The following is a 25,131-nucleotide window of genomic DNA, read 5'->3' as shown; positions in this document are numbered from 1 at the left end:
CCGGCCATCTCCCCCTCTAGGGGGGAGATTGGCAGCTTCGGCGGCGGCAGCCATCCTGCGGCGCAGGCGATTCGCGAAAGCCGAGATGAGGATCGATCTCCCCCTTAGAGGGGGAGATGTCCGGCAGGACAGAGGGGGGCGCCGTAGAGCACGGACTCTGGAGAATAGCGGAGGCAGAAATGCCTGACCGCTCCTTCCTCGACTGGCCCTTCTTCGAAGACCGTCATCGCGAACTGGCCGAGCACCTCGAAGCATGGTGCGCGAAGAACCTACCCGTCGATCACCATGACGTCGACGCCGCCTGCCGCGAGCTGGTGCAAAAACTCGGCCGGGACGGCTGGCTGAAACCGACGGCGCTCGACACCGACAATCCGGGACCGCTCGACGTGCGCACCTTGTGCATCACGCGCGAGACGCTGGCGCGGCATGACGGGCTCGCGGATTTCGCCTTCGCCATGCAAGGGCTCGGCACCGGAGCGCTCAGCCTGTTCGGCACGCCGCAGCAGCAGCAATGGCTTTTGAAGACGCGCGCCGGCAAGGTCATTTCCGCCTTTGCGCTGTCGGAGCCGCGCTCGGGATCGGATGTCGCCAATATGGAGATGACAGCGACCCGCGATGGTGACGGCTATGTCCTGTCGGGCGAAAAGACCTGGATCTCCAATGGCGGCATCGCCGATCTCTATGTCGTCTTTGCCCGCACAGGCGAGGCACCCGCCGCCAAGGGGCTATCAGCCTTCATCGTGCCCGGGGACAGCAAGGGCCTCGGCATCGCGGAGCGCCTGGAAGTTATAGCGCCGCATCCGCTGGCACGACTGTCTTTCGATCAGGTCCGCCTGCCCGCCTCGGCGCTGATCGGCAAACCGGGCGACGGCTTTCGCATCGCCATGTCGGTGCTCGACGTGTTCCGCTCGACCGTCGGCGCGGCGGCACTCGGCTTTGCTCGCCGCGCACTCGATGAAAGCATCAAGCGGGTGGCCGAACGCAAGCTGTTCGGCGCGCCGATGGCCGAGCTGCAGATGGTGCAGGGCCATATCGCCGACATGGCGCTCGACGTCGATGCCGCGGCGCTTTTGGTCTACCGCGCCGCCTGGACCAAGGACATGGGCGCGGCGCGGGTGACGCGCGAGGCGGCGATGGCCAAACTGTTCGCCACGGACAAGGCGCAAGAGGTGATCGATAAAGCGGTGCAACTGCATGGCGGCGACGGCGTCCGCAAGGGTCATATCGTCGAAGGCCTGTATCGCGAGATCCGCGCGCTGCGCATCTATGAGGGTGCTTCCGACGTGCAGAAGGTGGTGATCGCGCGACAGGTGATGGGGGCGGCCTGACTCCGGTCACGTCAAGGTTTGGACGGTTTCGAACGCGGATATTGCGGAGAGTTTGAAATGCACGAGATTCTGCAGCCGGATGGCTGGGCCAAGCCGGTCGGTTACTCCAATGGCGTAGCGGCTCGCGGGCGGCTTGTCTTCGTCGGCGGACAGGTCGGCTGGAATGGGCAGTGCCAGTTCGAGACCGACGATTTCGTCGGCCAGGTGCGGCAGACGCTTCAAAATATCGTCGCGGTGCTGGCGGAGGCCGGAGCTGAGCCGCGGCACATCACGTCAATGACGTGGTATTTCACCGATAAGAGCGAATATCTGGCCAATCTCAGGGGTATAGGCGAGGCCTATCGCAAGGTGATCGGCCGGCATTTCCCGGCGATGGCCGCGATGCAGGTGATGGCACTGGTCGAGGACCGAGCCAAGGTGGAGATCCAGGCCACCGCGGTTATTCCGGAATAATCGGCCGTCGCTTCGTCATCCTGGGTGCAGCAAGGAGCGTAGCGATACGGCGCAGACCCCAGGATGAGAAATCAGGAAGGCATCGGCCAGACTATTTTCCGAAGGCCGGCCCGCTCCAGCAGCGGCAGCACGTGATCGCAGAAATAGGGGAGTTCCTGCGTGTAGTTGACGAAGGACAGCGCAATGCCCTGGTAGCCATGCCCGGCAATGGCGACCATATCGGCGGCGATCGTTTCGGGCGTTCCGACCAAGGGATAGGTGCCGGCGCCGCCGGCGAAACGCTGGCGGTAGCGGTCATAGGCATACGGATCGTGCGACCGCGAGAACTCCTTCTTGCCGGCCATATGGGCATCGACCGCCTCACGGTCGGCCAGATCGACGGCATAGCGCGTGTAATAGGCCTGCGCCTCCTCCATCGTCGGCCGGCAGACGACATGCGCCACGGTGTAGACGCCGACCTCGCGGCCAGCCTTGTCGGCCCGCTCGCTGATATCGGCGACATGTTTGCCGGCATCGGCCATCTCGGAAAAGGTGGTGAACAGATAGTCACATCTGGCGGCAGCGAAATCGCGGCCCGGACCGCCGAAAGCCGCGTTCATCGTCACCGGTCGCGGAACTTGCAGGCTGGCCGGCCGGCTCACGGCTTCCTTGAGACGATAATAAGTGCCCTCATAGTCGAGAGGTTCAGCCGACGCATACAGCCTTTCCAGAATTTCGATCCATTCGGCGGCCTGATCATACCCCTTCTCGACCAGCGGCGTGCCGAACATGCCGAATTCCTTCGGGTTCCAGCCGCAGACGATGTTGAGGCCGGCGCGGCCCTGGCTGATATGGTCGACCGTCGCCAGCGCCTTGGCGGCGTAGAGCGGATGCACGAGCGGCACATGCACGGTCATGAACAGCCCGATCTGCTCGGTGGCCACACTGAGCGCCGCCGCCCAGGTGAAGGTCTCGAACGACCATTCGCGCACCCTGTTGCGGCCACCAAAGCCGCGCCAGCGCGCGATCGGCAGCAGGAATTCCAGCCCCGCCCGGTCGGCGATCTGCGCCGCCGTCAGATTGTCGTGCCAGCTTGCCGTCCAGCGTTCAGGCACATCCGATATGGCAAGGCCGCCGTCGGCATTGGTGGAGAAGACGCCGAGCTTCAGTCTGTTTGGGCCGTGCAGGGGGTGCGCTTTGATCATGTCCGGAACTCGCGGCGGGAGATCGACACGCTAGGCCCGCGCGAAAATATTTCAAGCCTGAAATAGCTTCGCCTCGCGGCTGTTTGCGGATATGAATTCCGGCACGACAACAAAGGGATGGAGCGATGAGCGGGTTTCGCCACAAATGCATCGGCAGGGAAAGCCTCGTCGGTTCCTTTGCCGCCATTCCGCATCCCGTTGCGGTCGAGGTGATGGCCCAGTCCGGTCTCGATTTCCTCTGCATCGATTGGGAACATGCCCAGATTTCGCGCGACATGATCGAGGCGATGGTGCGCGCGGCCGACATCCATCGCGTGCCGGCCATTGTGCGCGTGCCCGGCCATGCACCGGAAGCGATCGCCGCGGCATTGGACAGCGGCGCGCAAGGCGTGCTCGTCCCGCGCGTCTCGACCGCCGCCCAGGCGCAGGCGGCGGTGAAGGCCTCGCGTTATCCGCCGACCGGCGAGCGCGGCGTCGGGCCCGGACGGGCCGCCGGCTATGGCTACCGCATCTCCGAATATCTCGCTCAAGCCAATGACAGCATCGTCGTGGCGGTTCAGGTCGAGACATCGGAAGGGCTGGCCAATATCGAGGCGATCACCGCCGTCGAGGGCGTCGACGTGATCTTCGTCGGGCCCGGCGATCTCTCCGTATCGATCGATGCGATCGGCCCCAAAGGCGCCGACAAACTCGCGCAAGCGATCCACAGGATCATCGATGCGACAATCGCGCATGGCAGGACATCCGGGATCTTCTGCGCGAAGCCGCAAGATGTCGCCCGATGGGCAGCACTCGGCGCCAGTTTCTTCATCCTGGCCAGCGACACGATGCTTCTGGGGGCTGGCGCTGCTGCCGGCAAAGCCGGCGCGGATGCCGAACTGGGCAGGAGCGGCCGCTAGCGCTATCGAAAGGTATGCCAGGCGCCGCCGCTGCCAACTTTTTAAGCTTAAAACTTTTGCCTTGAAAACTGCCGCGGTTTGGATAAGCATTCCTCGATCGATGGCGACTGCCGTTCCGGACGGGCTTGCCGGACATCCATCGTGGTGCATCGGGTGGGATCAAAGGGTTTCAGTCCTTGTCGTTCATGCTGCCCCCAGTCATCCTCCAGCACGCGCCATGCGTGCGATGGCGTGCGCGCGCCAGATCCGCGATCCGCATACCGAGAGCATCGCCAACCTTGCCTTCCCGCCGATGTGCGTCTGCCGCGACCGGACAGCGCCCGACCGTATGGCAGCGAGCATGAATTGACGCCCCGCTGGGAGGTGGGGCGGCAAGAAACCGTGCGGGCATCAGCCCGCCCGATCAACAACCAGAGGGAACACCCCAGAGGGACCAACAATGAGCCTGACCCGTCGCAATCTCATCCTTCTCGCGGCCGCCATCGGCATCGCCGCCGGACCGGCAACCGCCTATGCCGCCGATGTGCTCAATGTCGGCGCCTACCCGACCAACCCGCCCTTCGAGTACAAGAACGAGAGCGGCACTTTCGAGGGCTTTGAAGTCGACATCGTCAACGAAGCGGCAAAGCGCGTCGGCATGACCACCGACATCGCCGATCTCGGCTTCCAGGCGCTGTTCGCCGCCACCACCTCGAAGCGCATCGATGTCGCCATCTCGTCGATCACCATCACGCCGGAGCGGCTGAAGTCGCAGTCGTTCACGCAGCCTTACTATGATTCCGACATGGGCATCGCCACCAGGACCGACAGCCCGATCAAGGCCGAGGCCGACCTCAAGGGCAAGATCGTCGGCGTGCTGTCCGGCTCGACCGGCGAGACCTGGGTCAAGGCGCATCAGGAGGCCGATGGCCTCAGCGACGTAAAGGGCTATGACACACAGCAGAACCTTTTGCTCGACCTCAGCGCCGGGCGCATCGACGCGGCTGTCAGCGACATTCCGGGCATGCAGTACTCCTTCACCAAGATGAAGGATCTCACCGTCAAGGAACGCATCAAGACCGGCGAACAGTACGGGCTGATGATGACCAAGGACCACCCGCTGCTCGGCAAGCTCAACGACGCGCTGACGGCAATGAAGAAGGACGGCACGCTGGCCGCGATCCACAAGAAGTGGTTCGGCAGCGACGCGCCCGCCGATTCCTCGACCGCCAAGGAAATGCCGGTGCCGAAGGCCTGAGCGGCGGCCGCCAAGGAGAACGTGCCGGCTCGAAAGGCCGGCACGTTCCGTTTGATACATAGTCTCCCGGAACCAGCGCGGCGCGGCAAAACCGCTTTCGCTGTTCCGGACCTCTGCTCCGGCGTCAAGGGACGCCAAACGGTTCGGGAAAGCCTCCCATGTCGCTGCTCGATACCTTCTTCAACGCCGACGTCATCGCGTCCAGTCTGCCGGCGCTGCTGCGCGGCTTTCTCAACACGCTGCTGCTCGGCCTGCTCAGCATCGGCATCGGCATCCCCATCGGCCTGGTGATCAGCCTGTTGCGGCTTTATGCGCCGAAGCCGCTCCGGTGGCTGGCGGTCGGCTACACCGATATCTTCCGCGCGCTGCCGGTGCTGGTCGTGCTGATCCTGATCTATTATGCGCTGCCCTTCCTCGGCATCCGCCTATCGTCCTGGGCTTCCGCCGTAACGGCCTTCGCCATCATCATGTCGGCCTATTCGGCGGAAGTGTTCCGCTCCGGCATCGAAAGCATTCCGCGCGGCCAGTTCGAGGCGTCGCAGGCGCTCGGCCTGCCGTTCCTTTTGACCTTGCGCAAGGTGGTGCTGCCGCAGGCGGTGCGCGTCGTCATCCCGCCGATGACCAGCAACTGCGTCTCGATGTTCAAGGACACCTCGCTCGCCTCCACCGTGGCGCTGCCGGAACTCCTGAAGGAAGCGACCAATGCACAGTCGCTCTATGCCAATCCCTCGCCGCTGATCGGCGCAGCCCTGGTCTATCTCATCTTCCTGTGGCCGATGGTTCGCCTCGTCAGCCTGCTTGAAGACCGTTTCAAGACCGAGAAGACGCGCTGACCGCGCCTACAATTTCCCCTCTACCGAGCACTTCGCAGGAGACGACCATGAACAAGCATCAAGCCGCCAATGCGACCGGCACTTCCGGCGCGTTCCCTGTTGAAAGAATCCGGGCGATGTTTCCGGCCTTGCAGCGGGCAGGCGACTTCATCTTCCTGGACAACGCCGCCGGCGCGCAGATTCCGCAGAGCGTGCTCGATGCGGTGACCAACCATTTGGTTTCGCACAATGTGCAGCGCGGCGGCCGTTATGGGCGCAGCGTCACCGTTGACCAATCGGTCGCCGATGCGCGGACAAGCGTGGCACTGCTGATCAATGCCTACAGCCCATCCGAGATCTGCTTCGGCATGAACGCCACCTCGTTCATCCGCCTAGTCAGCCTCGGCATCGGCCAGATGCTTGGAGAGCGCGACGAGATCGTCGTCACCGACATGGACCATGACGCCAACATCGCGACATGGCTGGCACTCGAATCCGCCGGCGCCAAGTTCAAGTGGTGGCGCATGCGCGAGGACGGCAACCTGCATATCGACGATCTGCGCCCGCTTGTTTCCGATCGTACCCGGCTTGTCGCCTGCACGGTGACGGCGCATTCCATCGGCTCGATCGTCGACGTCGCTTCGGTGGCAGGGATCGCGCACGCCGCCGGCGCCGAAGTGTTCCTCGACTGCGTGCATTACGGGCCGCATGGGCTGATCGACGTCCAGGCATGGGATTGCGACTATCTCGTCTGTTCCGGCTACAAGAATTTCTCGCCGCATATGGGTTTCCTGTGGGGCCGCTTCGAAACGCTGAAGCGACTGCCGACCTTCCGCGAGGACTTCATCCCCGACGAGCCGCCCTACAAGGTCGAGGCCGGCACCTTCATTTACGAGAACGTGTCGGGCATGGATGCGGCCGTGCAGTATCTCGAGCTCATCGGCCGCAATCTTGCTCCGTCCAACAACCGCTCGCGGCGCGAAAACATCGTCGCCGGCATGGGCGCCATCCGCGACTACGAGCTGGTGCTGGCGCGCGAGATGCTGGCTGTGCTGAAGAGCTGCGGGGCAACAATCTACGGCGTTTCCGAGGAGGCCCGGATCAACGAACGCGTGCCGACCTTCTGTTTCAACATCGGCAAATTGTCGCCGCAGCGGATCGTCGAGGAAATGGCCGAGATGCAGATCGGCATTCGCGACGGCCACATGTACGCCCCGCGCCTGATGAAGCGCCTCAACCTGTCGATGGACAGCGGCGCCATCCGCGCCTCGCTGGTGCACTACAATACGGTCGAGGAAGTCAGGCGTTTCGGTGAAGCGCTGCGGGCTGTCATCGCGAAGCTGTCGTAGCGCTCGACCCTTTTCGCGAGAGAAACCGGAGGCGTGACTGCCTCCGTTTCGTCATCCACGGGCGGAGCAAGGAGCGGAGCGACGCGGCGCAGACCCGAGGATTCATGCCGTGATATGCGAGCGTTACCACGGTGCACAACCTGCTCCGCAGCGCTTTTCGGCTGAGATAACGGCATGGATCCTAGGATCTCCGCACCGCGTTGCGGCGCTCCGCCCTAGGATGACGAATTGGAGTCACGCCGCTTTCTTCTTCGCCAGCCTCGCCTTGATGCTGGCGACATCGGCGCGCGGCGTGGCGGCGAACAGCGTCCTGGTGTAGCTGTGCTTGGGGTCTGAAAAGACCTCGTCGCGCGAGCCGTATTCGACCGCCTCGCCGAAATACATCACCATCACGTCGTCGGCGATGTAGCGCACCACGGAGAGATCGTGGCTGATGAAGACATAGGTCAGCTGGAATTCGTCCTGCAGGTCGGCGAGCAGGTTGAGCACCTGTGCCTGCACCGAAAGATCGAGCGCCGAGACCGGCTCGTCCAGCACCAGAAGGCTCGGGTTCAGCATCAGCGCACGGGCGATGGCGATGCGCTGGCGCTGGCCGCCCGAGAACATGTGGGGATAGCGGTTGTAGTGCTCGTGACCGAGGCCGACCTTCTTCAGCATCTTCATGGCGAGGTCGCGCCGCTCGGCGGCCGTCTTGTCGGTGTTGATCAGCAGCGGCTCGCCCAGCACGTCGCCGATCTTCTGGCGCGGGTTGAGCGATCCGTAGGGGTTCTGGAAGACGATCTGCACCTTGCGGCGCATCTCCCTGGTCAATCCGCCCCTGGCGATGTCGACCTTGTTGCCGTCGATGAACAGTTCGCCCGATGTCGCCGGATCGATGAGCGTGATGATGCGGGCGAGCGTGGACTTGCCGCAGCCGCTTTCGCCGACGATGGCGAGCGTCTTGCCCTTATCCACGGTGAACGAGACGCCCTTGACCGCGTGCACCGTGCGCGGCCCGCTGAACAGGCCGCCGCCGATATGGTAGTCGCGAACGATGTTCTTGCCTTCGAGGACGGTGGTGCTCATGCGGAGGCTCCCGCGGCCGAGGGCGCCGGCTCGAACAGCATGTCGGAAACGGTCGGCAGCCGGTCGCCGACCGCGTTCTCCGGCAGCGCCGACAGCAGCGCGCGCGTGTAGTTGCTTTTCGGGCTCTCGAACAGCGACAGCACGTCGGCCTCTTCCATCTTGCGGCCCTTGTACTGAACGATGACGCGGTCGGCTGTCTCGGCCACCACGCCCATATTGTGGGTGATCATGATCAGGCCCATGCCGTATTTGGCCTGCAGCGAAACCAGGAGATCAAGGATCTGCTTCTGGATGGTGACATCGAGCGCGGTGGTCGGCTCGTCCGCGATCAAGAGCTTCGGATTGCAGGCGATGGCGATGGCGATCATGACGCGCTGGCACTGGCCGCCCGACATCTGGTGCGGAAACGAGCTCAGCCGTTCTTCCGGATCGGCAATGCCGACGAGCTTCATCAATTCGATGGCGCGCGCGCGGCGCTGGGCGCGGTCCATGCCCATATGGAAGCGCAGCACCTCCTCGATCTGGAAGCCGACGGTGAAGCACGGGTTGAGGCTGGCGATCGGCTCCTGGAAGATCATGGAGATATCCTTGCCGACGATCTTGCGCCGCTCGGACGGGCTGAGCTTCAGCAGATCGACGCCGTCGAAGGCCATGCGGTCGGCCTTGACGGTCGCGGTGTTGGGCAGCAGCCCCATCACCGCCAGCATCGCCACCGATTTGCCGGAACCGGATTCGCCGACGATCGCCAGCACTTCGCGCGGCTCGATCGACAGGTCGATGCCCTGCACGGCCATGAACGGACCGGCGGCGGTGTCGAAGGAAACGGTGAGATTCTTGATCTCGAGCAGGGACATGCTCACGACCTCTTCAGCTTGGGGTCGAGCGCGTCGCGCAGGCCGTCGCCGATCAGGTTGATGGCAAAGACGGTGATCAGGATGGCAAGGCCCGGGAAGGTCACCACCCACCAGGCGCGCAGGATGAACTCGCGTGCTTCGGCCAGCATCGTGCCCCATTCCGGGGTCGGCGGCTGCGCGCCCATGCCGAGGAAGCCCAGCGCCGCGGCCTCGAGGATGGCGTTGGAGAAGGACAGCGTCGCCTGCACGATCAGCGGCGCGATGCAGTTGGGCAGGATGGTGACCAGCATCAGCCTGAAATGGCTGGCGCCCGCGACCTTGGCCGAGATGACATATTCGCGGTTCTTCTCCGCCATCACGGCGGCGCGGGTGAGCCGGGCGAAGTGCGGCTGCAGCACGAAGGCAATGGCGATCATGGCGTTGACCAGCCCAGGTCCGAGAACGGCGACCAGCACCAGCGCCAGCAGCAGCGACGGGAAGGCCAGGATGATGTCCATGATGCGCATGATGAGCGTATCCACCCAGCCGCGGCAGTAGCCGGCGAGCAGGCCGAGGATGACGCCGGAGATCAGCGCCGTGGTGACGACGACGAAGCCGATGGCGAGCGAGAAGCGCGAGCCGTAGATCAGGCGCGAGAGAATGTCGCGGCCGACGGCGTCGGTACCGAGCAGGAACTGGGCGTTGCCGCCCGCCTGCCAGGCCGGCGGCGTCAGGAAGAAGTCGCGGAACTGGTCGTCCGGCGAATGCGGGGCGAGCAGCGGCGCGAAGACGGCGATCAGGATCAGCAGCGCGAAGACGAAGAGGCCGATCACCGCGCCCTTGTTGATCGAGAAATAGTGCCAGAACTCGGCGAACATCTGCAGCCGGGCGTCCTGCGGCCTGACGACGGTCGCGGCTTCGATTGTGGCAGGGCCTTCGTTGGTCATGTCAATTCGCCCGGATACGCGGGTTGATGACGGCATAGAGCACGTCGACGATGAGGTTCACCGACATGACGATGAGCGCGATCAAAAGCAACCCGCCTTGCACGGTGAAATAGTCGCGCTTGGAAATAGCATCGATCATCCATTTGCCGATGCCTGGCCACGAAAAAATGCTCTCGGTCAGGATGGCGCCGGTCAGGAGCGTGCCGACCTGCAGGCCAATGGTGGTGACGACCGGGATCAGCGCATTGCGGAAAGCGTGCAGCCCGATGACGCGGCGAGGCGCCAGGCCCTTGGCGCGCGCGGTGCGCACATAGTCCTCGCCGAGGACCTCGAGCATGGCCGACCGCGTCTGCCTGGCGATGACGGCAAGCGGAATGGTGCCGAGCACGATGGTGGGCAGGACGAGGTGCGACAGGGCCGAGCGGAATGCACCCTTCTGTCCGGAGATCAGGGAATCGATGGTCATGAAGCCGGTTACCGGCTTGAAGAAATAGAGAAGGTCGATGCGGCCGGAAACCGGCGTCCAGTGCAGCATGCCGGAGAACACGATGATCAGCAGCAGCCCCCACCAGAAGATCGGCATGGAATAGCCTGCCAGCGCCGTTCCCATGGTCAGTTGGTCGAACCAGGAGCCGCGGCGGATCGCGGCGAAGATGCCGAAGGCGACGCCGATGACGATGGCGAAGATCATGGCGAAGATGGCGAGTTCGACGGTTGCCGGGAACCGCACCAGGAAATCCTTGAGCACCGGCGTCTTGGTGGAAAACGAGGTGCCGAAATCACCGCTGAGGATATTGGCCAGATAGGTCAGGTACTGTCGCCAGATCGGCAGGTCGAAGCCGAACTGGTGCATCAGCGCAGCGTGACGTTCGGGCGACAGGCCGCGTTCGCCCGCGAGCACCAGCACCGGATCACCGGGCAGGATGCGCACGAAGCCGAAGGCGAGGATGGTTATCCCGATGAAGGTCGGGACGATGAGGGCGAGCTTGCCGAGGATATAACGCAGCATGGCGGGCGAGGTGGGACGGCGCTGTGGCGCCGCCCCGTTTCGCGAACCTTATTCGGCGATATCGACGCCGTCGAAGCGATGGATGCCGAGCGGATCCATCGCAAAGCCGGAGACGGTCTTCTGCATCGGCATGAACACCTTGGAGTGTGCGAGCGTCGCCCACGGTGCCTGTTCCTTGAAGATGACCTGCGCCTGTTCGTAGAGCTTGGTGCGCTCGGCCTGGTCGGAAACCGTCTTGGCCTTGTTGATGAGCGCATCGAAGTCCTTGTTGCACCATTCCGCGCGGTTGTTCGAACCGACGGAAGCGCAGCTCAAGAGTACACCGAGGAAGTTGTCCGGATCGCCATTGTCACCGGTCCAGCCGACGATGACGGCGCCGTCGTGATCGACCGCCGAAGCGCGCTTGAGGTATTCACCCCAATCGTAGCTGACGATATTGACTGTGACGCCGACCTTGGCGAAGTCGGCCTGGATCAGCTCGGCGGTGCGGCGCGCGTTCGGCATGTAGGGGCGCGACACAGGCATGGCCCAGACATTCATCTTGAGGTCCTTGACGCCGGCCTCTTCGAGCATCTTCTTGGCCGCATCCGGATCGTACGGATCGTCCTTCACGTCCTTGTTGTAGGACCACATGGTCGGCGGGATCGGGTTGACGGCCACCTGGCCGGCGCCCTGGAAGACCGCGTCGATGATAGCCTTCTTGTTGATGGCCATGTTGAGCGCCTTGCGCACGCGCACGTCGTCGAACGGCTTCTGCTGGGTGTTGTACATCAGCGCACCGACATTGAGGCCTTCCTGCTCGTCGACCTTCAGGTTCGGATCGGCCTGCAGGCCGGCGATGTCGGCCGGCGCCGGGTAGGACATGATGTTGCATTCGCCGGCCTTCAGCTTCTGCGCACGGACCGCCGGATCGGTGGTGATGGCGAAGACAAGGTCGTCGATCTTCTGCTTGCCGCCCCAATAGTCGGGGTTGGCCTTGTAGCGGATGGCAGCGTCGGTCTGGTAATCGACGAAGATGAACGGGCCGGTGCCAATCGGCTTCTGGTTGAACAGTTCAGGCGTCTTGTCCGCCTGCAGCTTGTCGGCATATTCCTTGGAAACGATTGAGGCGAAGTCCATGCCCAGCGTCGGGATCAAAGTGATCGCCGGCTCCTTGAGGGTGAACTTCACCGTCAGGTCGTCGACCTTCTCGACCTTGGTGATGTTGTCGCCGAACTGGTCATTGTAATACTGGTAGGCAATGCCCGGTATGTACTGGAACCAGGGGCCGTTCTTGTCGACCTGACGCTGGAACGAGAACACCACGTCGTCGGCGTTGAAGTCGCGCGTCGGGGTGAAATAGTCGGTAGCGGCGAACTTCACACCCTTGCGAAGCTTGAACGTGTATTCCTTGCCATCGTCGGAAATGGACCAGCTTTCGGCCAGGCCCGGCGAGACCGTTGTCTTGCCATGATCGAATTCGACGAGGCGGTTGAAGACCGTACGCGAAGACGCATCGAACGTCTGTCCCGCGGTGTAGGGCGCCGGGTCAAAGCCTTCCGGCGAAGCTTCGGCGCAGTAGACCAAGGTTTTTGCGTTGGCCACGCCGCCCAGGACGCTTGCAGCCAGCAACGCGGCTGCAAAAGTCAGTTTCTTCCTCATTGAGCACTCCCTGATGTTTTTCCAAGCCCCTCTATCAGGCTCGCGAAGCGCGCATATAAGCACCGTTTCTCCGGCTTTGGAACACCCAGTTTGCCTACCCCATGGTAAGCGGGAAAAAAATCCTCCTCTCCGCAAAAAAATGGAAAAATTCAGTATTTTTTTCTATTCACAACATTATTAACGACCGCATTTTTTTATTGATCACCAATCTTACGAGATCAACGTCGCGCCCGCTTTCATATGACCGGGGATGCCGGACGATGCAGGGCCGCTGCGCCCGTGGCGGGAAAGATTTTCGGCGGCAAATCTTTCGACGGCTTGCCGCTGGGGCAAGGCTTGCACGCCCGCCGATAGAGGCCATACATAGACAAGGCACCGTCGGCAGCGGGGGACGCCTCTCTTAGCAGGAGGCGAGCGCGGCAGGGGCGAACAAAACAGGGAGGGACGGTTGGCAAAAGCATCGAACAGGACGGCTCCGCCGAAGACGGCCAAGGCGACCCTGAAGCCGGCCGCGGGCGCCGACAAGCAGCCAACGCCCTCCGCCAAGAACGCAAAGGGCGCAAAGAGCACAAAGGCAAAGGTCGCAGGGAAACCTTCCGCCGGCAAGGCGGACGCTGTTGTCAAACCGGCCGCGAAGCCGGCGGCCAAAGCCGTCCCCGCAAAGACGTCGGCGAAGGCCGGAACTGCTAAAACCGGGACGACAAAGACCAGTTCGACCAAGGCCGGGACGACGAAGACTGGCGCGAGCAAGACCGGGGCGACCCGGACTAGCAAGACTGGGGCCGCACAAGCCGCATCCGTGGCCAAGCCGGCACCGGCGGCCTCGAGACCGGCGGCCGCCAAGCGATTGCCGAAAGCGCTCACCGCCCTTGCCGCAGGCTTGCCGGAAAAGCCCTGGCTGGAAAGCTACCCGAAGAACATGCCGGCCGAGATCGGCGCCCTGCCCTACAGCTCCATCGGCGATTTCCTCGTTGCCGCCTGCAAGCAATTTGCCGGCCAGCCGGCCTTCACCTGCATGGGCAAGTCGATCACCTATGCGGAACTCGAACGGCTTTCGGCGGCGTTCGGCGCCTACCTGCAATCGACCGGGTTGCCCAAAGGCGCACGCGTCGCCCTGATGATGCCGAACGTGCTGCAATATCCGGTGGCGATGATGGCGGTGGCGCGCGCCGGCTACACGGTGGTCAACGTCAACCCTCTCTACACGCCGCGCGAGCTGGAACACCAGCTCAAGGATTCCGGGGCACAAGCGATCATCATCCTGGAGAACTTCGCCAGCACCTTGCAAGCGGTGATCGCCAGGACGTCGGTCAAGCACGTCGTCGTCGCGGCCATGGGCGACATGCTCGGCGGGCTCAAGGGAAGCATCGTCAATCTGGTGGTGCGCCGCGTCAAGAAGATGGTGCCGGCCTGGTCATTGCCCGGCCATGTCAAGTTCAACGCGGCGCTGAAGGTGGGCAGCGGCATGGGTTTCAAGCCGGCCAAGGTGGCGGCCGACGATATCGCGTTCCTGCAATATACCGGCGGCACCACGGGAATCTCGAAGGGTGCTATCCTGCTGCACAGCAACGTGCTGGCCAATGTCGCGCAGAATTCGCTGTGGCTGCAGGACGCTTACACGGTCAAGCCAAAACCCGCCCATCTCAACCTCATCTGCGCACTGCCGCTCTATCATATCTTCGCGCTGACCGTGAATGCGCTGATGGGCATGCAAATGGGTGGACAGAACATACTGATCCCCAACCCGCGCGACATCCCCGGCTTCGTCAAGGAAATGGGCAAGTATCCGATCCATATCTTTCCAGGCCTCAACACGCTGTTCAACGCGCTGCTCAACAATGAGGATTTCCGCAAGCTCGACTTCAAGCCGCTGCTCCTGACGCTGGGCGGCGGCATGGCGGTGCAGAAGGGCGTCGCCGAGCGCTGGAAGGCGCTGACGGGCTGCCCGGTCAGTGAAGGCTACGGCCTGTCGGAGACGTCGCCCGTGGCAACGGCCAACAAGTTCAGCTCCGGCGAATTCACCGGCACGATCGGCCTGCCGCTGCCGTCTACCGAGATCGCCATCCGCGACGAGGAGGACAACAATTTGCCGCTCGGCGAGGTCGGCGAAATCTGCATCAAGGGGCCGCAGGTGATGGCGGGCTACTGGAACCGGCCTGACGAGACCGCCAAGGTGATGACCAAGGACGGCTTCTTCAAGTCGGGCGACATGGGCTTCATGGACGAGCGCGGCTACACCAAGATCGTCGACCGCAAGAAGGACATGATCCTCGTTTCCGGCTTCAACGTCTATCCGACCGAGCTCGAGGAAGTCGTGGCGCTGCATCCCGGCGTGCTCGAAGTGGCGGCAATCGGCGTGCCGGACGAGCATTCGGGCGAAGTGCCGAAACTGTTCATCGTCAAGAAGGACCAGGCGCTGACCGCCGAGGCCATCACCGCCTATTGCCGTGAGAACCTGACCGGCTACAAGCGGCCCAGATACATCGAATTCAGGACAGAACTGCCGAAGACGCCGGTCGGAAAGATCCTGCGGCGCGCATTGCGCGAATAGGAGCCGGCTTGGACCACGATCTTGCCGGCGACGATGCGCCGGACCGGCGCCAGCGCCTCGACCCGGCCGAGTTCATCAAGGCCAACATGCGCCTTGTCCCTGCGCCTGCGCTTCCAGAAATCCGGTTTTACACGGCGCACCCCAGCAGCGGATTGAGACGGCTCGTCGAGCCCGAAGGCGATGCGGAAGATGCACCGGAGCCACAACCGCCCTACTGGGCCTACGCATGGGCCGGCGGCACCGTGCTCGCGCGCTATGTCCTCGACCATCCGATGACCGTGGGGGGACGCCGCGTGCTCGACCTTGGTGCCGGTTCCGGCATTGTCGGCATCGCTGCCGCGAAGGCCGGGGCCCGCGAAGTGATCGCCGCCGAGATCGACCGAAACGGCGTCGCCGCGCTCGGTCTCAATGCAAAAGACAACGGCGTCACGATCTCGGTGATCTGCAAAGACATTACCACCGGTCCGCCACCAGCGGTCGACCTTGTGCTGGCTGGCGACGTGTTCTACGGACCCGATGTCACCCAACGCATGATCCCCTTCCTCGACCGCTGCCTTGCCGCTGGCGTCGAGGTCCTGATCGGCGACCCGCGCCGCGCCGATCTACCATTGTCGCGGCTCAGGCTGCTCGCCGAATATCAGGTGCCGGATTTCGGCGACGCGAAGGGCGCCGCAAGCAGGCCGAGCGGCGTCTTTTCCTTCGAAGCCGAGACGCCGCTAGCGACGAGATCAGATCGTCTCCTTGACCCGCGCTGAAAGGAAATCCGGCAGGTCGACAACCGAATCCAGGATCACGTCGGCAATTCCGGCCAGAGATTCACGCGTGCCGGTGCCGGAGAGCACGCCGACCGCCAGGCCGCAGCCGCCGGCACGAGCCATTTCGAGATCGTGGCGGTTATCGCCGATCATGGCGACCTGCGTCGGCTTCAGGCCGGTGAGATCGCAGAAGGCCTGGATCGTATCCGGCGCCGGCTTGGGATTGGCCACCGCGTCATAGCCGTAGGCGGCGTCGAACAGCTGCGCGACGCCGAGCGTTACCAGCGTTTTTTCCGCGCCGCTGGTCGAATCGTTGGTGGCGACGCCGAGCCGATAGGACCTTGCGTGCAAGGTGCCGAGCGTTTCGACGATGCCCGGCAGAGCCACCGCCATCGCCGAGCCCTGCACCGAGGTGATCTGGTTGAAGCGGGCGACGGCCAGCATCTGGTCTTCATCGGACAGGCGCGGAAACCACAATTCGACGACGTCGAGATTGGTGCCGGAGGCAAAGATGGAGTCGGGCTTGAAGCGCCTGTTGGCGAAATCGAAGCCCGCGGCCGCAAGCAGCCTGTCGGCCTTCCAGCGGTCGCCTTCGGAGGCGTCCATGGCCATGAAGTCGGCAACCCCGAGCCAGGTCGCATTGAAGTCGACAAGCGTTCCGTCCTTGTCGAACAATATTCCCTTGATGTCTGCCAACTCAGTCACTCCGAACCACGCAATTGGTGGATGTGTTCCACCAGGCCGGCGGTCGAGGCATCCCGCTTTGCGGCACTTTCCTTGCCTTCCACGACTGGCAGAAGGCCGGTGGCCAGTTCCTTGCCGAGCTCGACGCCCCACTGGTCGAAGGAGTTGATGTCGAACAGCGTTCCCTCGACGAAGACGCGGTGTTCGTAGAGAGCGATCAGGCGGCCGAGCGTGCGCGGGTCGAGCTTGCGATAAAGAATGGTCACCGAGGGCCGGTTGCCGGAGAAGACGCGGTGCGGGGCAATGCGATCGACATCGGCCGGCTTCATGCCCTTGGACAGCATCTGCGCGCGCGCTTCCTCCAGCGTGCGGCCCCTCATGAAGGCTTCCGACTGCGCCAGGCAGTTGGCGAGCAGCAGGTCGTGATGGTGCTTCAGCTCCGGCTCGTGGCCGTTCGCCGCGGCGAGGAATTCGACCGGAATGAAATCGGTTCCCTGGTGCAGGAGCTGGAAGAAGGCGTGCTGGCCATTGGTGCCGGGCTCGCCCCAGACCAGCGGCCCGGTCGGCGTCGCCACGGGGCCGCCGTCCAGGGTGACGCTCTTGCCGTTCGATTCCATGTCGAGCTGCTGGAGATAGGCCGGCAGCCTGGACAGGCGCTGGTCATAGGGGATGACCGCGCGGGCCGGGTATTTGCAAACGACGCGATGCCACCAGCCGACAAGGCCAAGCAGCACCGGCAGGTTTTTGGCCAGCGGCGCTGTGCGGAAGTGTTCGTCCATTTCGTGCGCGCCATCGAGGAAGGCGCGGAAATCGCGTGGACCAATGGCGATCATCACGGGAAGGCCGATGGCGCCCCACACAGAATAGCGGCCGCCGACCCAATCCCAGAAGCCGAAGACGCGGTCCGGCTCGATGCCGAACTTCGCCACCAGGTCGAGTGCCGTCGAGACAGCGGCGAAGTGCTTGCCGATCGCTTCCTTGCCGAGCGCCTTTTGGACCCAGTCGCGCGCCGTCTGCGCATTGGTCATCGTTTCGACCGTGGTGAAGGTCTTGGAGGCGACGATAAAAAGCGTGCTCTCGGCGGAAAGACCCTTCAGCGTGTCGTGGATATGGGCGCCGTCGATGTTGGAGACATAGTGCGCGCGCGGACCGTCATGATAGGGCGCCAGCGCCAACGTCGCCATGGCCGGGCCGAGATCGGAGCCGCCGATGCCGATATTGACGATGTCGGTGATCTTCTTGCCGGTGGCGCCTGTCGCCTTGCCGGAACGCACCGCGTCGGCGAAGGCGCCCATCGCGTCCAATACGGCGATGACCTCCGCCTTCACATCCTGCCCGTCGAGCACGATGCCCTTGCCGGTCAGGTTGCGCAGGGCGGTGTGCAGAACAGCGCGGCCCTCTGTAACGTTGATCTTCTTGCCGGCGAACATGGCGGCGCGGCGGCCTTCGAGATCGGCGGCGTCAGCCAGATTCTCCAGCAGGTCCATCGTGCGCGCATCGACGGCGCATTTCGACCAGTCGAGCAACAGGTCGCCGTCGCTGGCGGAGAACGTCTTGAACCGCTGCGGATCGGCGGCGAAGGCCTGGCGCATATCGCCGGCTGCCGCGGCGCGATGGTCGCGCAAGGCGGCAAGCTGTTTTTGGAAGGCTGACTGATCCACCGGCGGGCTCCTGGGACTGTTAAATTATCTTAGCAGACCGGATGTTTCCGGCGCGTGTCGTCGCGCCAAACTATTGAGCCGAATTCCGTCCGGTCAATACGCGGCGATGACGCACTGCGTTACACGGGATGCGAAGGCCGAAAGATCACTGGCATAAATCCCAAAGATCAGAAAAATTGATTGGCGCAACCCCTTGTGCCACCGTTACATTCGACTGGTCCAGCCAAACGAAAAAAGCTGGCCATCGAGGAACATTTCCCATGCCACAGCGCAACGACACGGCCATATGGTCCGGCCTGTTCCGGATTTCGGCCGAATCCGGCCAGACTTTGCAGGCACAGATCCGCCAGGCGATCGTGGCCGCTATTCTCGACCGCCAGATCGCCGCTTCGATGCCGCTTCCGTCATGCCGGATATTGGCCGAAAAACTCGGCGTGGCGCGCGGAACCGTGGTGCTGGCCTTCCAGCAACTGGTCGACCAGGGCTTCCTGGTGGCGCGCGAGCGGCGCGGCCATTTCGTCAATCCCGACGTTTTGGCGACGCCGGCCAAGCCGCACCAGAAGGCGCCCGACCAGGCCAACGAGATCGACTGGAAGGCACGCCGGCAGATCGCGGCCAGCGACATGCCGCCGCCAGCCAAGCACGAGAACTGGATCAAGTCGTCCTACCCCTTCGTCTATGGCCAGTTCGATCCGGCGCTGTTCCCGACCGCCGAGTGGCGCGAGTGCAACCGCATGGCGCTTGCCGTGCTGGAGATCCGCAACTGGGCCTCCGACATGGTCGATCGCGACGATCCGCTGCTGATCGAGCAGATCCAGGCGCGGCTGCTGCCCAGGCGCGGCATCTTCGCCAACCCCGACGAGATCATCGTCACGCTGGGCGCCCAGAACGCGCTCTACATGCTGGCGACGCTTTTGATGACCAAGGGCTCGAAGGTGGCGATGGAGGATCCGGGCTACCCCGACGCACGCTCGATCTTCCGGCTCGCCGGCGCCGACATCCAGCCGGTGCCGGTCGACCAGTCCGGCATCGTAACCTCTTCGATTCCCAACGATTCCGGCTTTGTCTTCGTCACGCCCAGCCATCATTGCCCGACCATGGTGCCGCTGTCGGCGGAACGCCGGCAGGACCTTCTGGCGCGCGCCAACCGCTACAACCAGATCATCATCGAGGACGGCTATGACAGCCAGCTTCTCGACGAGGCGCCGCAGCAGGCCTTGAAGAGCCTCGACCGCTCGGGCCGCGTCATCTATGTCGGCTCGATGTCGAAGACGCTGGCTCCGGGCCTGCGGCTTGGCTACATCGTGGCCTCGGCTGGACTAATCGCCGAACTCAGGGCGCTGCGCCGCTTCATGCTGCGCCATCCGCCGGCCAACAACCAGCGCGCGGTCGCGCTGTTCCTGTCGCTCGGCCACCACGAAGCGCTGGTGCGGCGGCTGTCGAGCGCCTTCGACGAGCGGCGCAAGCGCCTGGTCCATGCGATTTCCGCTTTCCTGCCCGAGTGGCGTTCGACCGACTCGGCCGGCGGCACGTCGCTGTGGCTGGAGGGACCGCGCGGCACCGATTCCCGCGGACTGGCCGAGGCCGCCGCCTCGCGCAGCGTCATCATCGAGCCGGGCGACCGCTTCTTCGACCGCACCGAAAAGCCTTCGCGTTTCATGCGCTTGGGCATCTCCTCGATCGCGCTGCAGCATATCGAGCCCGGTATCCGCGAACTTGCAACCGCCGCGGGCCGCAGGCCGGCCGCCGCCTGATCACCTGGGCCTGACCACCTCCCGGGAGCCGCGCAACAGCGGCTCCTGCTTCTTTAGCACTGGCATATGCAACCGGACCGGCTGGCTCATAGGCTGTGCCAATGCCGGCGGCATAGTCGAGGCCTAAAGGGGACGAAGCAGCCGATGGTGGACCAACCGCCGCCCTGCTTCCGAGAAAAGGTGGAGTGCTTCCATGTCAGTGGCTGTCGAAAAGCAGGAAGCGGCCGACCAGCGTTCGCGCCGCTCCGGCGGACGCGAAGCGCGTCGCGCCATGCGGGCGGCGCCGCTCGCCGACGACATCAGGCCGGTTCGCGCCGGCCTTGAGGGGGGGAGCTATGGCCCCCTGCGCGGCACTGATTGCGAGCGCATCCACGAAGCGGTGCTGACCCTGCTGGAGACGGTCGGCTTCGCCAACGCAATCCCGTCCTGCATCGAGGCGCTGACCAAGGCCGGCGCCAGCCATGGCGACGACGGCCGTATCCGTTTCCCGCGCGCACTGGTGCTCGACACGATCAAGCGGGCGGCGCGGCATTTCACGCTGCACGGCCAGGACCCGAAGCACGACATGGTGATCCAGGGCAAGCGCGTGCATTACGGCACGGCGGGTGCTGCCGTGCATCTTGTCGACGTCGAGAAGCGCGAGTATCGCGAATCCTTGCTGCAGGACATCTATGATGCCGCGCGCATCGTCGACGGGCTCGACAACATCCATTTCTTCCAGCGGCCCATGGTGCCGCGCGACATTCCCGATCCGCTCGAAATGGACTTCAACACGCTCTATGCCTGCGTGATGGGCACGTCCAAGCATGTCGGCACGTCCTTCACGGTGCGGGAGAACGTGCAACCGGCGCTCGAAATGCTCTACGCGATCGCCGGTGGCGAGGAGAATTTCCGGGCCCGGCCGTTCGTGTCGAACTCCAACTGTTTCGTCGTGCCGCCGATGAAATTCGCCGAGGACGCCTGCGGCGTGCTCGAGGCCTGCGTCGAAGGCGGCATCCCGATCCTGCTGCTTTCGGCCGGACAGGCCGGGGCCACCGCTCCGGCGGCGATCGCGGGTGCGGTGGTGCAAGCCGTGGCCGAAGTGCTGGCCGGCCTTGTCTATGTCAACACCATCAAGCCGGGCCATCCGGCGATCTTCGGTACCTGGCCGTTCGTGTCGGATCTGCGCACCGGCGCCATGTCCGGCGGCTCGGCCGAACAGGCGGTGCTGACCGCGGCCTGCGCGCAGATGGCGCAGTTCTACGACCTGCCAGGCGGTTCGGCCGCAGGCATGACGGATTCGAAACTGCCCGACATCCAGTCCGGCTATGAAAAAGGCATTACCAATGTGATGGCCGGCCTTTCCGGCCTCAACCTGGTCTACGAATCGGCCGGCATGCATGCGTCCCTGCTCGGCTTCTGCCTGGAAAGCCTGATCATCGACAACGACATGCTGGGCCATTGCCTGCGCTGCGTGCGCGGCATCGAGGTGACGGACGACGCGCTGTCGATCGACACCATTGCTGATGTCTGCCTGAAAGGCCCGGGCCACTATCTCGGCAACGAGCAGACGCTGAAGCTGATGCAGACCGAATATTTCTACCCCGCCGTCGGCGACCGGTTTTCGCCGAAGGAATGGAACGAGAAGGGCCGACCCGACATATTGCAGCGGGCGATCGTCGAGAAGAAGCGCATCCTCGCCGAACGCTTCCCGCGCCATGTGCCGAAGCCGCTCGACGACAGGCTGCGCGCCCGCTTCGGCGACATGATCAAGCTGCCGCGCAACGGCATGGGCGGCTGAGAACGCCCCCCTTTGAAAATAGGTTAATCCGCGCTCAGCCCATAATGTTCGACGACCTCGGTATTGACCAGCTTGGCGTGTAGCGCCATCAGCACGATCTGGGCGTCGAAACTGTCTCCGGCATCGACCGCGGCCTCTATCCGACGCTCCACGTCCTGCCGCGGCTGCGCGCCATGAGAGCGCTCGAATGCCTCAGGCCCAGCAATACAATAGCTGAACAAACACGCCACTTGCGCATAAGCCTGCGGCGGCGGCTCGTCGGGCCAGTGATCCTTCATCAGGTTGACGATGGTGAGCTTTACGCCCTCCGGCACAAGGGCGGGATGCAAGTCGGCTCCGCGCAATGCGGCATCGAGCTGCCTGAGGTCGCTTGAACGGCCGAACATGCCGAGGAAACCGAGGGAAGAGCGTCGTTTGGCCATCATGGTCCAATCTGTTTCCCAGCAAATTGAGTGGCCTGGCAACGGAATGCAAATGCCGTGCAGGTGGTTTCTGCCCATGTCAGCTGGCTATTCGTGACAGGGACGCATTATCTGCGCCCCGATTCGAACAGTTCCACCAGATTGCCGGATGGGTCCCGCAGCAATATCTGGCTGCCGCCCATGCCCTCGACGATTTCGTTCCTGAAAGCCTGGCCGGCAGTTTTCAGCTTGTAAACCACGCCTTCGAGATCCTCCACCTCGATCTGAATGCGGTTCCAGCCGCCGGGTTCGGGCACGCTGCCGTCGGGCATCGGCTGCGACGCCCCACCAGGGCCGCCAGCGGCATTGAGCAGAAGCCGCAGGTTGCCCCTGGAAAGCATGGCGAAGGACGGCGCCGGGTGCATGGCGACCGTGAAGCCGAGATGGTCGCGGTAGAAGGCGATCGCCCTGTCGACGTCATTGACGATATAGCGAACGTTGACCGTTTCCATGGTCTCCTCCGTGCCGAAGCTACCCACTCGCCGCAAGCAATAAGACACCCGCCAGGGCCGATCCGGCAAGCGTCGGCAGCATGCCGATTTTCAGCTTGAGGATGGCGATCATGGTAGCGCAGGACAGCAGCGCGGCACGCCAGTCGATCGAGGACAGCACCGGCATCTCCATTCCGAGCCCCGTCGCGCGCACGTCGCGGAAGATGACGTGCAAGGCGAACCACAGGGCCAGATTCATGATGACGCCGACGACCGCCGCGGTGATCGCGCCCAATGCCGCCGACAATGCCTTGTTGCCGCGCAGCGCCTCGATGTAGGGCGCGCCGAGGAATATCCAGAAGAAGCACGGCGTGAAGGTAACCCACAGCGTAAGCAGCGCTCCAAGCGATCCGGCAAACAACGGATATGGCGATCCGGAATGGCGCAAGCCTGCAAGGAAGCCGACGAACTGCAGGACCAGGATGAGCGGTCCTGGCGTGGTTTCGGCAAGGCCCAGGCCATCGACCATTTCGCCTGGCGCAAGCCAGCCAAGAGAACCGACGGCCGCTTGCGCGACATAGGCCAGAACGGCATAGGCGCCGCCGAAAGTGACGACCGCCATGAGGCTGAAGAAGCCGCCGATCTGCGTCCAGACGCTGTTTGCCGATGTGAACGCCCAGATCAGCACAACCGGTCCAAGCCAGATCGGCAGCCAGATCGCGATGGTGCGCGGCGCGTGCCATCGCGTCGGCCTGGTGTGGGCCAGTTCGCCGCGCTCGAACATCAGATCGACCGCGCCCGTGGCGTCGGGAGCTTCGTCCTTGCCATGCGCGGCGCCAGAAAACAGGGCCGGCGCGATGCCGTTTCCGACCCATCCCACCAGTCCTGCAAACAGGACGAGGAGCGGAAAGGGGACGTTGAGCACGTAGATGCCGACAAAGGCGCAAAGCGCGATCGCCGCCATAACCCGGTTCTTCAAGGCGCGCCGGCCGATGCGGATCACGGCCTCGACCACGATCGCCAGCACCGCCGCCTTCACCCCGAAAAACAGCGAGTCGACCAGCGGCGCATCGCCATAGAGCGCATAGAGGATGCTCAAGGTCAGCATGACGACCGCCCCGGGCACGACGAAGAGGATGCCGGCGACAAGACCGCCGATCGTCTTGTGCAGCAGCCAGCCGATGTAGATGGCGAGTTGCTGGGCCTCGGGGCCAGGCAGCAGCATGCAGTAGTTCAGCGCATGCAGGAAACGCTGCTCGCCGATCCAGCGCTTTTCCTCGACCAATTCCCTGTGCATGAGCGCGATCTGCCCAGCCGGTCCGCCGAAACTGAGCAACCCGATCTTCGCCCAGAGTTTCGTGGCCTCGCGGAAGCTCGGGACCGCAGGCGCCTCGATGAGGTCAGCACTTTCCTCGGAAAGGAGGGAGCTCATGACGCCTTCGCCCCGGCCGGCCAATTGTGCGTTTCGTCGGTGGCATCGCGGCACCAGCGGAAGAACGCGTCGTAAAGCAGCATGCCGGCATCCAATTGTTGCAGGTCATCGCGAAACATGCGCGACAAGCCAAGCGAGGCGGCGAGAAATCCCGCCGCCTGCGGAACCAGGTCGAGGCTGGCCGTGTCGGCTGCGCGCACGATCACGGCGAGGCGGTCGAGCGCTTCGGATTCGAGCCCGAACTCCTCGAGCATCGTGTCGAAGGTGCAGCGCTCGCCGCGATGGCTCCAGAACGCATTGTCGATGTCGAAAGGCACGGCCTGAAAACGATCGGCGACATCGGGCACTTCCGCGGCGTCGACGAACAGGAAGACCGCTTGAGGATCGACGAAACGGCGGATCAGCCAGGGGCAGGCAATGCGATCGACTTTGGGCCGGGCCCGCGTCACCCAGACGGTGCGGCCCTTGTCGTCACGAGGCGGCATCCTGTCGGCACGGACCAGAAGGCCGTGGGCGTCCCGCCAGGCTTCGAAGCCGCCTTCGAGCGATTCGGCGGCAATCCCTTCATGACGCAACCATGCGGCGACGCCTTGCGAGAGCTTTTTTCCCTGCTGGCAGACGACCGCCACGCGGCCACCGGCGAAGTCGGCTGCCCAAGTCTGGACGGTTTTGAAATCGCGCCGGTACGACGCCGGCAGCAAACGTGGATCGGCGTTGTAGTCGTCCTCGGTACGGATATCGAGGATTGCAGGCGCGCCCGGCAAACCGACCATACGGATCAGTTGCGGCACGGTGACAGCGGTTGTTGACGGCATGGCGTCCACCTCCTGAAAGAGAAGCCTGGACGCGAACGTTGGGCTGACGC

Annotated in this window: 23 protein-coding genes; 10 read left to right on the top strand and 13 right to left on the bottom strand. The window is 63.7% G+C overall.

The window, feature by feature from the left end:
• Positions 1-179: 179 nt before the first annotated feature.
• Entirely contained in the window at positions 180-1,328 is a 1,149-nt protein-coding gene (locus FJ867_RS13675; RefSeq protein WP_140496983.1) for an acyl-CoA dehydrogenase family protein, read from the top strand.
• A gap of 57 nt (positions 1,329-1,385) precedes the next feature.
• Positions 1,386-1,781, top strand: a complete 396-nt coding sequence (locus FJ867_RS13670; protein WP_140496985.1) for a RidA family protein — start codon at positions 1,386-1,388, stop codon at positions 1,779-1,781.
• 71 nt (positions 1,782-1,852) lie between these two features.
• Here the strand turns inward: FJ867_RS13670 and FJ867_RS13665 are convergent, their stop codons facing one another.
• Positions 1,853-2,965, bottom strand: a complete 1,113-nt coding sequence (locus FJ867_RS13665; RefSeq protein WP_140564907.1) for an LLM class flavin-dependent oxidoreductase — start codon at positions 2,963-2,965, stop codon at positions 1,853-1,855.
• Between the two features lie 125 nt (positions 2,966-3,090).
• On the opposite strand from FJ867_RS13665, the gene FJ867_RS13660 reads away from it, so the two are divergent.
• The 4 genes from FJ867_RS13660 to FJ867_RS13645 all read left to right on the top strand — a co-directional run bounded on the left by FJ867_RS13660 (position 3,091) and on the right by FJ867_RS13645 (position 7,262).
• Entirely contained in the window at positions 3,091-3,864 is a 774-nt protein-coding gene (locus FJ867_RS13660) for an HpcH/HpaI aldolase/citrate lyase family protein (RefSeq protein WP_140496989.1), read from the top strand.
• A 439-nt stretch (positions 3,865-4,303) separates the two neighbouring features.
• On the top strand, positions 4,304-5,101 hold the full coding sequence (locus FJ867_RS13655; protein ID WP_140817633.1) for an ABC transporter substrate-binding protein: 798 nt from the start codon (positions 4,304-4,306) through the stop codon (positions 5,099-5,101).
• 158 nt (positions 5,102-5,259) lie between these two features.
• Positions 5,260-5,934, top strand: a complete 675-nt coding sequence (locus FJ867_RS13650) for an amino acid ABC transporter permease (protein ID WP_140496993.1) — start codon at positions 5,260-5,262, stop codon at positions 5,932-5,934.
• A 47-nt stretch (positions 5,935-5,981) separates the two neighbouring features.
• Positions 5,982-7,262: a cysteine desulfurase-like protein gene (locus FJ867_RS13645; RefSeq protein ID WP_140523731.1), complete on the top strand. Its 1,281-nt coding sequence runs from the start codon at positions 5,982-5,984 to the stop codon at positions 7,260-7,262.
• A gap of 234 nt (positions 7,263-7,496) precedes the next feature.
• Here the strand turns inward: FJ867_RS13645 and FJ867_RS13640 are convergent, their stop codons facing one another.
• From FJ867_RS13640 to FJ867_RS28960, 6 genes are all read right to left on the bottom strand, one after another.
• Positions 7,497-8,327, bottom strand: a complete 831-nt coding sequence (locus FJ867_RS13640) for a dipeptide ABC transporter ATP-binding protein (protein ID WP_140496998.1) — start codon at positions 8,325-8,327, stop codon at positions 7,497-7,499.
• Positions 8,324-9,181, bottom strand: coding sequence for an ABC transporter ATP-binding protein (locus FJ867_RS13635; protein WP_140497000.1), 858 nt, complete (start codon positions 9,179-9,181; stop codon positions 8,324-8,326). The genes FJ867_RS13640 and FJ867_RS13635 overlap by 4 nt, the downstream gene beginning before the upstream one ends.
• Before the next feature lie 2 nt (positions 9,182-9,183).
• Entirely contained in the window at positions 9,184-10,038 is an 855-nt protein-coding gene (locus FJ867_RS13630) for an ABC transporter permease subunit (RefSeq protein ID WP_181165298.1), read from the bottom strand.
• Positions 10,039-10,108: 70 nt separating this feature from the next.
• A complete protein-coding gene (locus tag FJ867_RS13625; protein ID WP_140497004.1) occupies positions 10,109-11,116 on the bottom strand; it encodes an ABC transporter permease subunit in 1,008 nt (335 codons plus the stop codon).
• Positions 11,117-11,164: 48 nt separating this feature from the next.
• Positions 11,165-12,757 (bottom strand): ABC transporter substrate-binding protein, encoded by a 1,593-nt coding sequence (locus tag FJ867_RS13620; protein WP_140497006.1) that lies wholly within the window; start codon positions 12,755-12,757, stop codon positions 11,165-11,167.
• A gap of 210 nt (positions 12,758-12,967) precedes the next feature.
• A complete protein-coding gene (locus tag FJ867_RS28960; protein WP_224684797.1) occupies positions 12,968-13,507 on the bottom strand; it encodes a hypothetical protein in 540 nt (179 codons plus the stop codon).
• A 97-nt stretch (positions 13,508-13,604) separates the two neighbouring features.
• On the opposite strand from FJ867_RS28960, the gene FJ867_RS13615 reads away from it, so the two are divergent.
• Positions 13,605-15,308 (top strand): long-chain fatty acid--CoA ligase, encoded by a 1,704-nt coding sequence (locus tag FJ867_RS13615; protein ID WP_224646604.1) that lies wholly within the window; start codon positions 13,605-13,607, stop codon positions 15,306-15,308.
• 8 nt (positions 15,309-15,316) lie between these two features.
• Positions 15,317-16,063 (top strand): methyltransferase, encoded by a 747-nt coding sequence (locus tag FJ867_RS13610; RefSeq protein ID WP_181168361.1) that lies wholly within the window; start codon positions 15,317-15,319, stop codon positions 16,061-16,063.
• Here the strand turns inward: FJ867_RS13610 and FJ867_RS13605 are convergent.
• Both FJ867_RS13605 and pgi read right to left on the bottom strand, forming a co-directional pair.
• Positions 16,037-16,759, bottom strand: a complete 723-nt coding sequence (locus tag FJ867_RS13605; RefSeq protein WP_140497010.1) for an HAD family hydrolase — start codon at positions 16,757-16,759, stop codon at positions 16,037-16,039. The genes FJ867_RS13610 and FJ867_RS13605 overlap by 27 nt on opposite strands.
• Positions 16,760-16,764: 5 nt before the next feature.
• Entirely contained in the window at positions 16,765-18,408 is a 1,644-nt protein-coding gene (gene pgi / locus FJ867_RS13600) for a glucose-6-phosphate isomerase (RefSeq protein ID WP_140497012.1), read from the bottom strand.
• A gap of 260 nt (positions 18,409-18,668) precedes the next feature.
• Here pgi and FJ867_RS13595 point away from each other — a divergent pair, with 260 nt between their 5' ends.
• Both FJ867_RS13595 and FJ867_RS13590 read left to right on the top strand, forming a co-directional pair.
• Positions 18,669-20,162 (top strand): PLP-dependent aminotransferase family protein, encoded by a 1,494-nt coding sequence (locus FJ867_RS13595; RefSeq protein ID WP_140497014.1) that lies wholly within the window; start codon positions 18,669-18,671, stop codon positions 20,160-20,162.
• 193 nt (positions 20,163-20,355) lie between these two features.
• A complete protein-coding gene (locus tag FJ867_RS13590) occupies positions 20,356-21,942 on the top strand; it encodes a trimethylamine methyltransferase family protein (RefSeq protein WP_140497016.1) in 1,587 nt (528 codons plus the stop codon).
• A gap of 23 nt (positions 21,943-21,965) precedes the next feature.
• Here FJ867_RS13590 and FJ867_RS13585 read toward each other — a convergent pair whose 3' ends face one another.
• The 4 genes from FJ867_RS13585 to FJ867_RS13570 form a co-directional block, all read right to left on the bottom strand.
• Positions 21,966-22,364, bottom strand: a complete 399-nt coding sequence (locus FJ867_RS13585; RefSeq protein WP_140497299.1) for a hypothetical protein — start codon at positions 22,362-22,364, stop codon at positions 21,966-21,968.
• Between the two features lie 107 nt (positions 22,365-22,471).
• Positions 22,472-22,855: a VOC family protein gene (locus FJ867_RS13580; RefSeq protein ID WP_140817631.1), complete on the bottom strand. Its 384-nt coding sequence runs from the start codon at positions 22,853-22,855 to the stop codon at positions 22,472-22,474.
• 19 nt (positions 22,856-22,874) lie between these two features.
• The gene (gene chrA, locus FJ867_RS13575; RefSeq protein WP_140497020.1) at positions 22,875-24,266 is read right to left on the bottom strand and encodes a chromate efflux transporter; all 1,392 of its coding nucleotides are present in this window, start codon (positions 24,264-24,266) and stop codon (positions 22,875-22,877) included.
• On the bottom strand, positions 24,263-25,081 hold the full coding sequence (locus FJ867_RS13570) for a sulfurtransferase/chromate resistance protein (RefSeq protein WP_140497022.1): 819 nt from the start codon (positions 25,079-25,081) through the stop codon (positions 24,263-24,265). Before FJ867_RS13570 ends, chrA begins: the two co-directional genes overlap by 4 nt.
• Positions 25,082-25,131: the final 50 nt, after the last annotated feature.

Origin of the sequence: Mesorhizobium sp. B2-5-3 (assembly GCF_006441005.1) — a bacterium.
GTDB lineage: Bacteria > Pseudomonadota > Alphaproteobacteria > Rhizobiales > Rhizobiaceae > Mesorhizobium.
The sequence above is the reverse complement of the archived record's forward strand: the minus strand, read 5'-3'. Positions and strand labels throughout refer to the sequence as shown.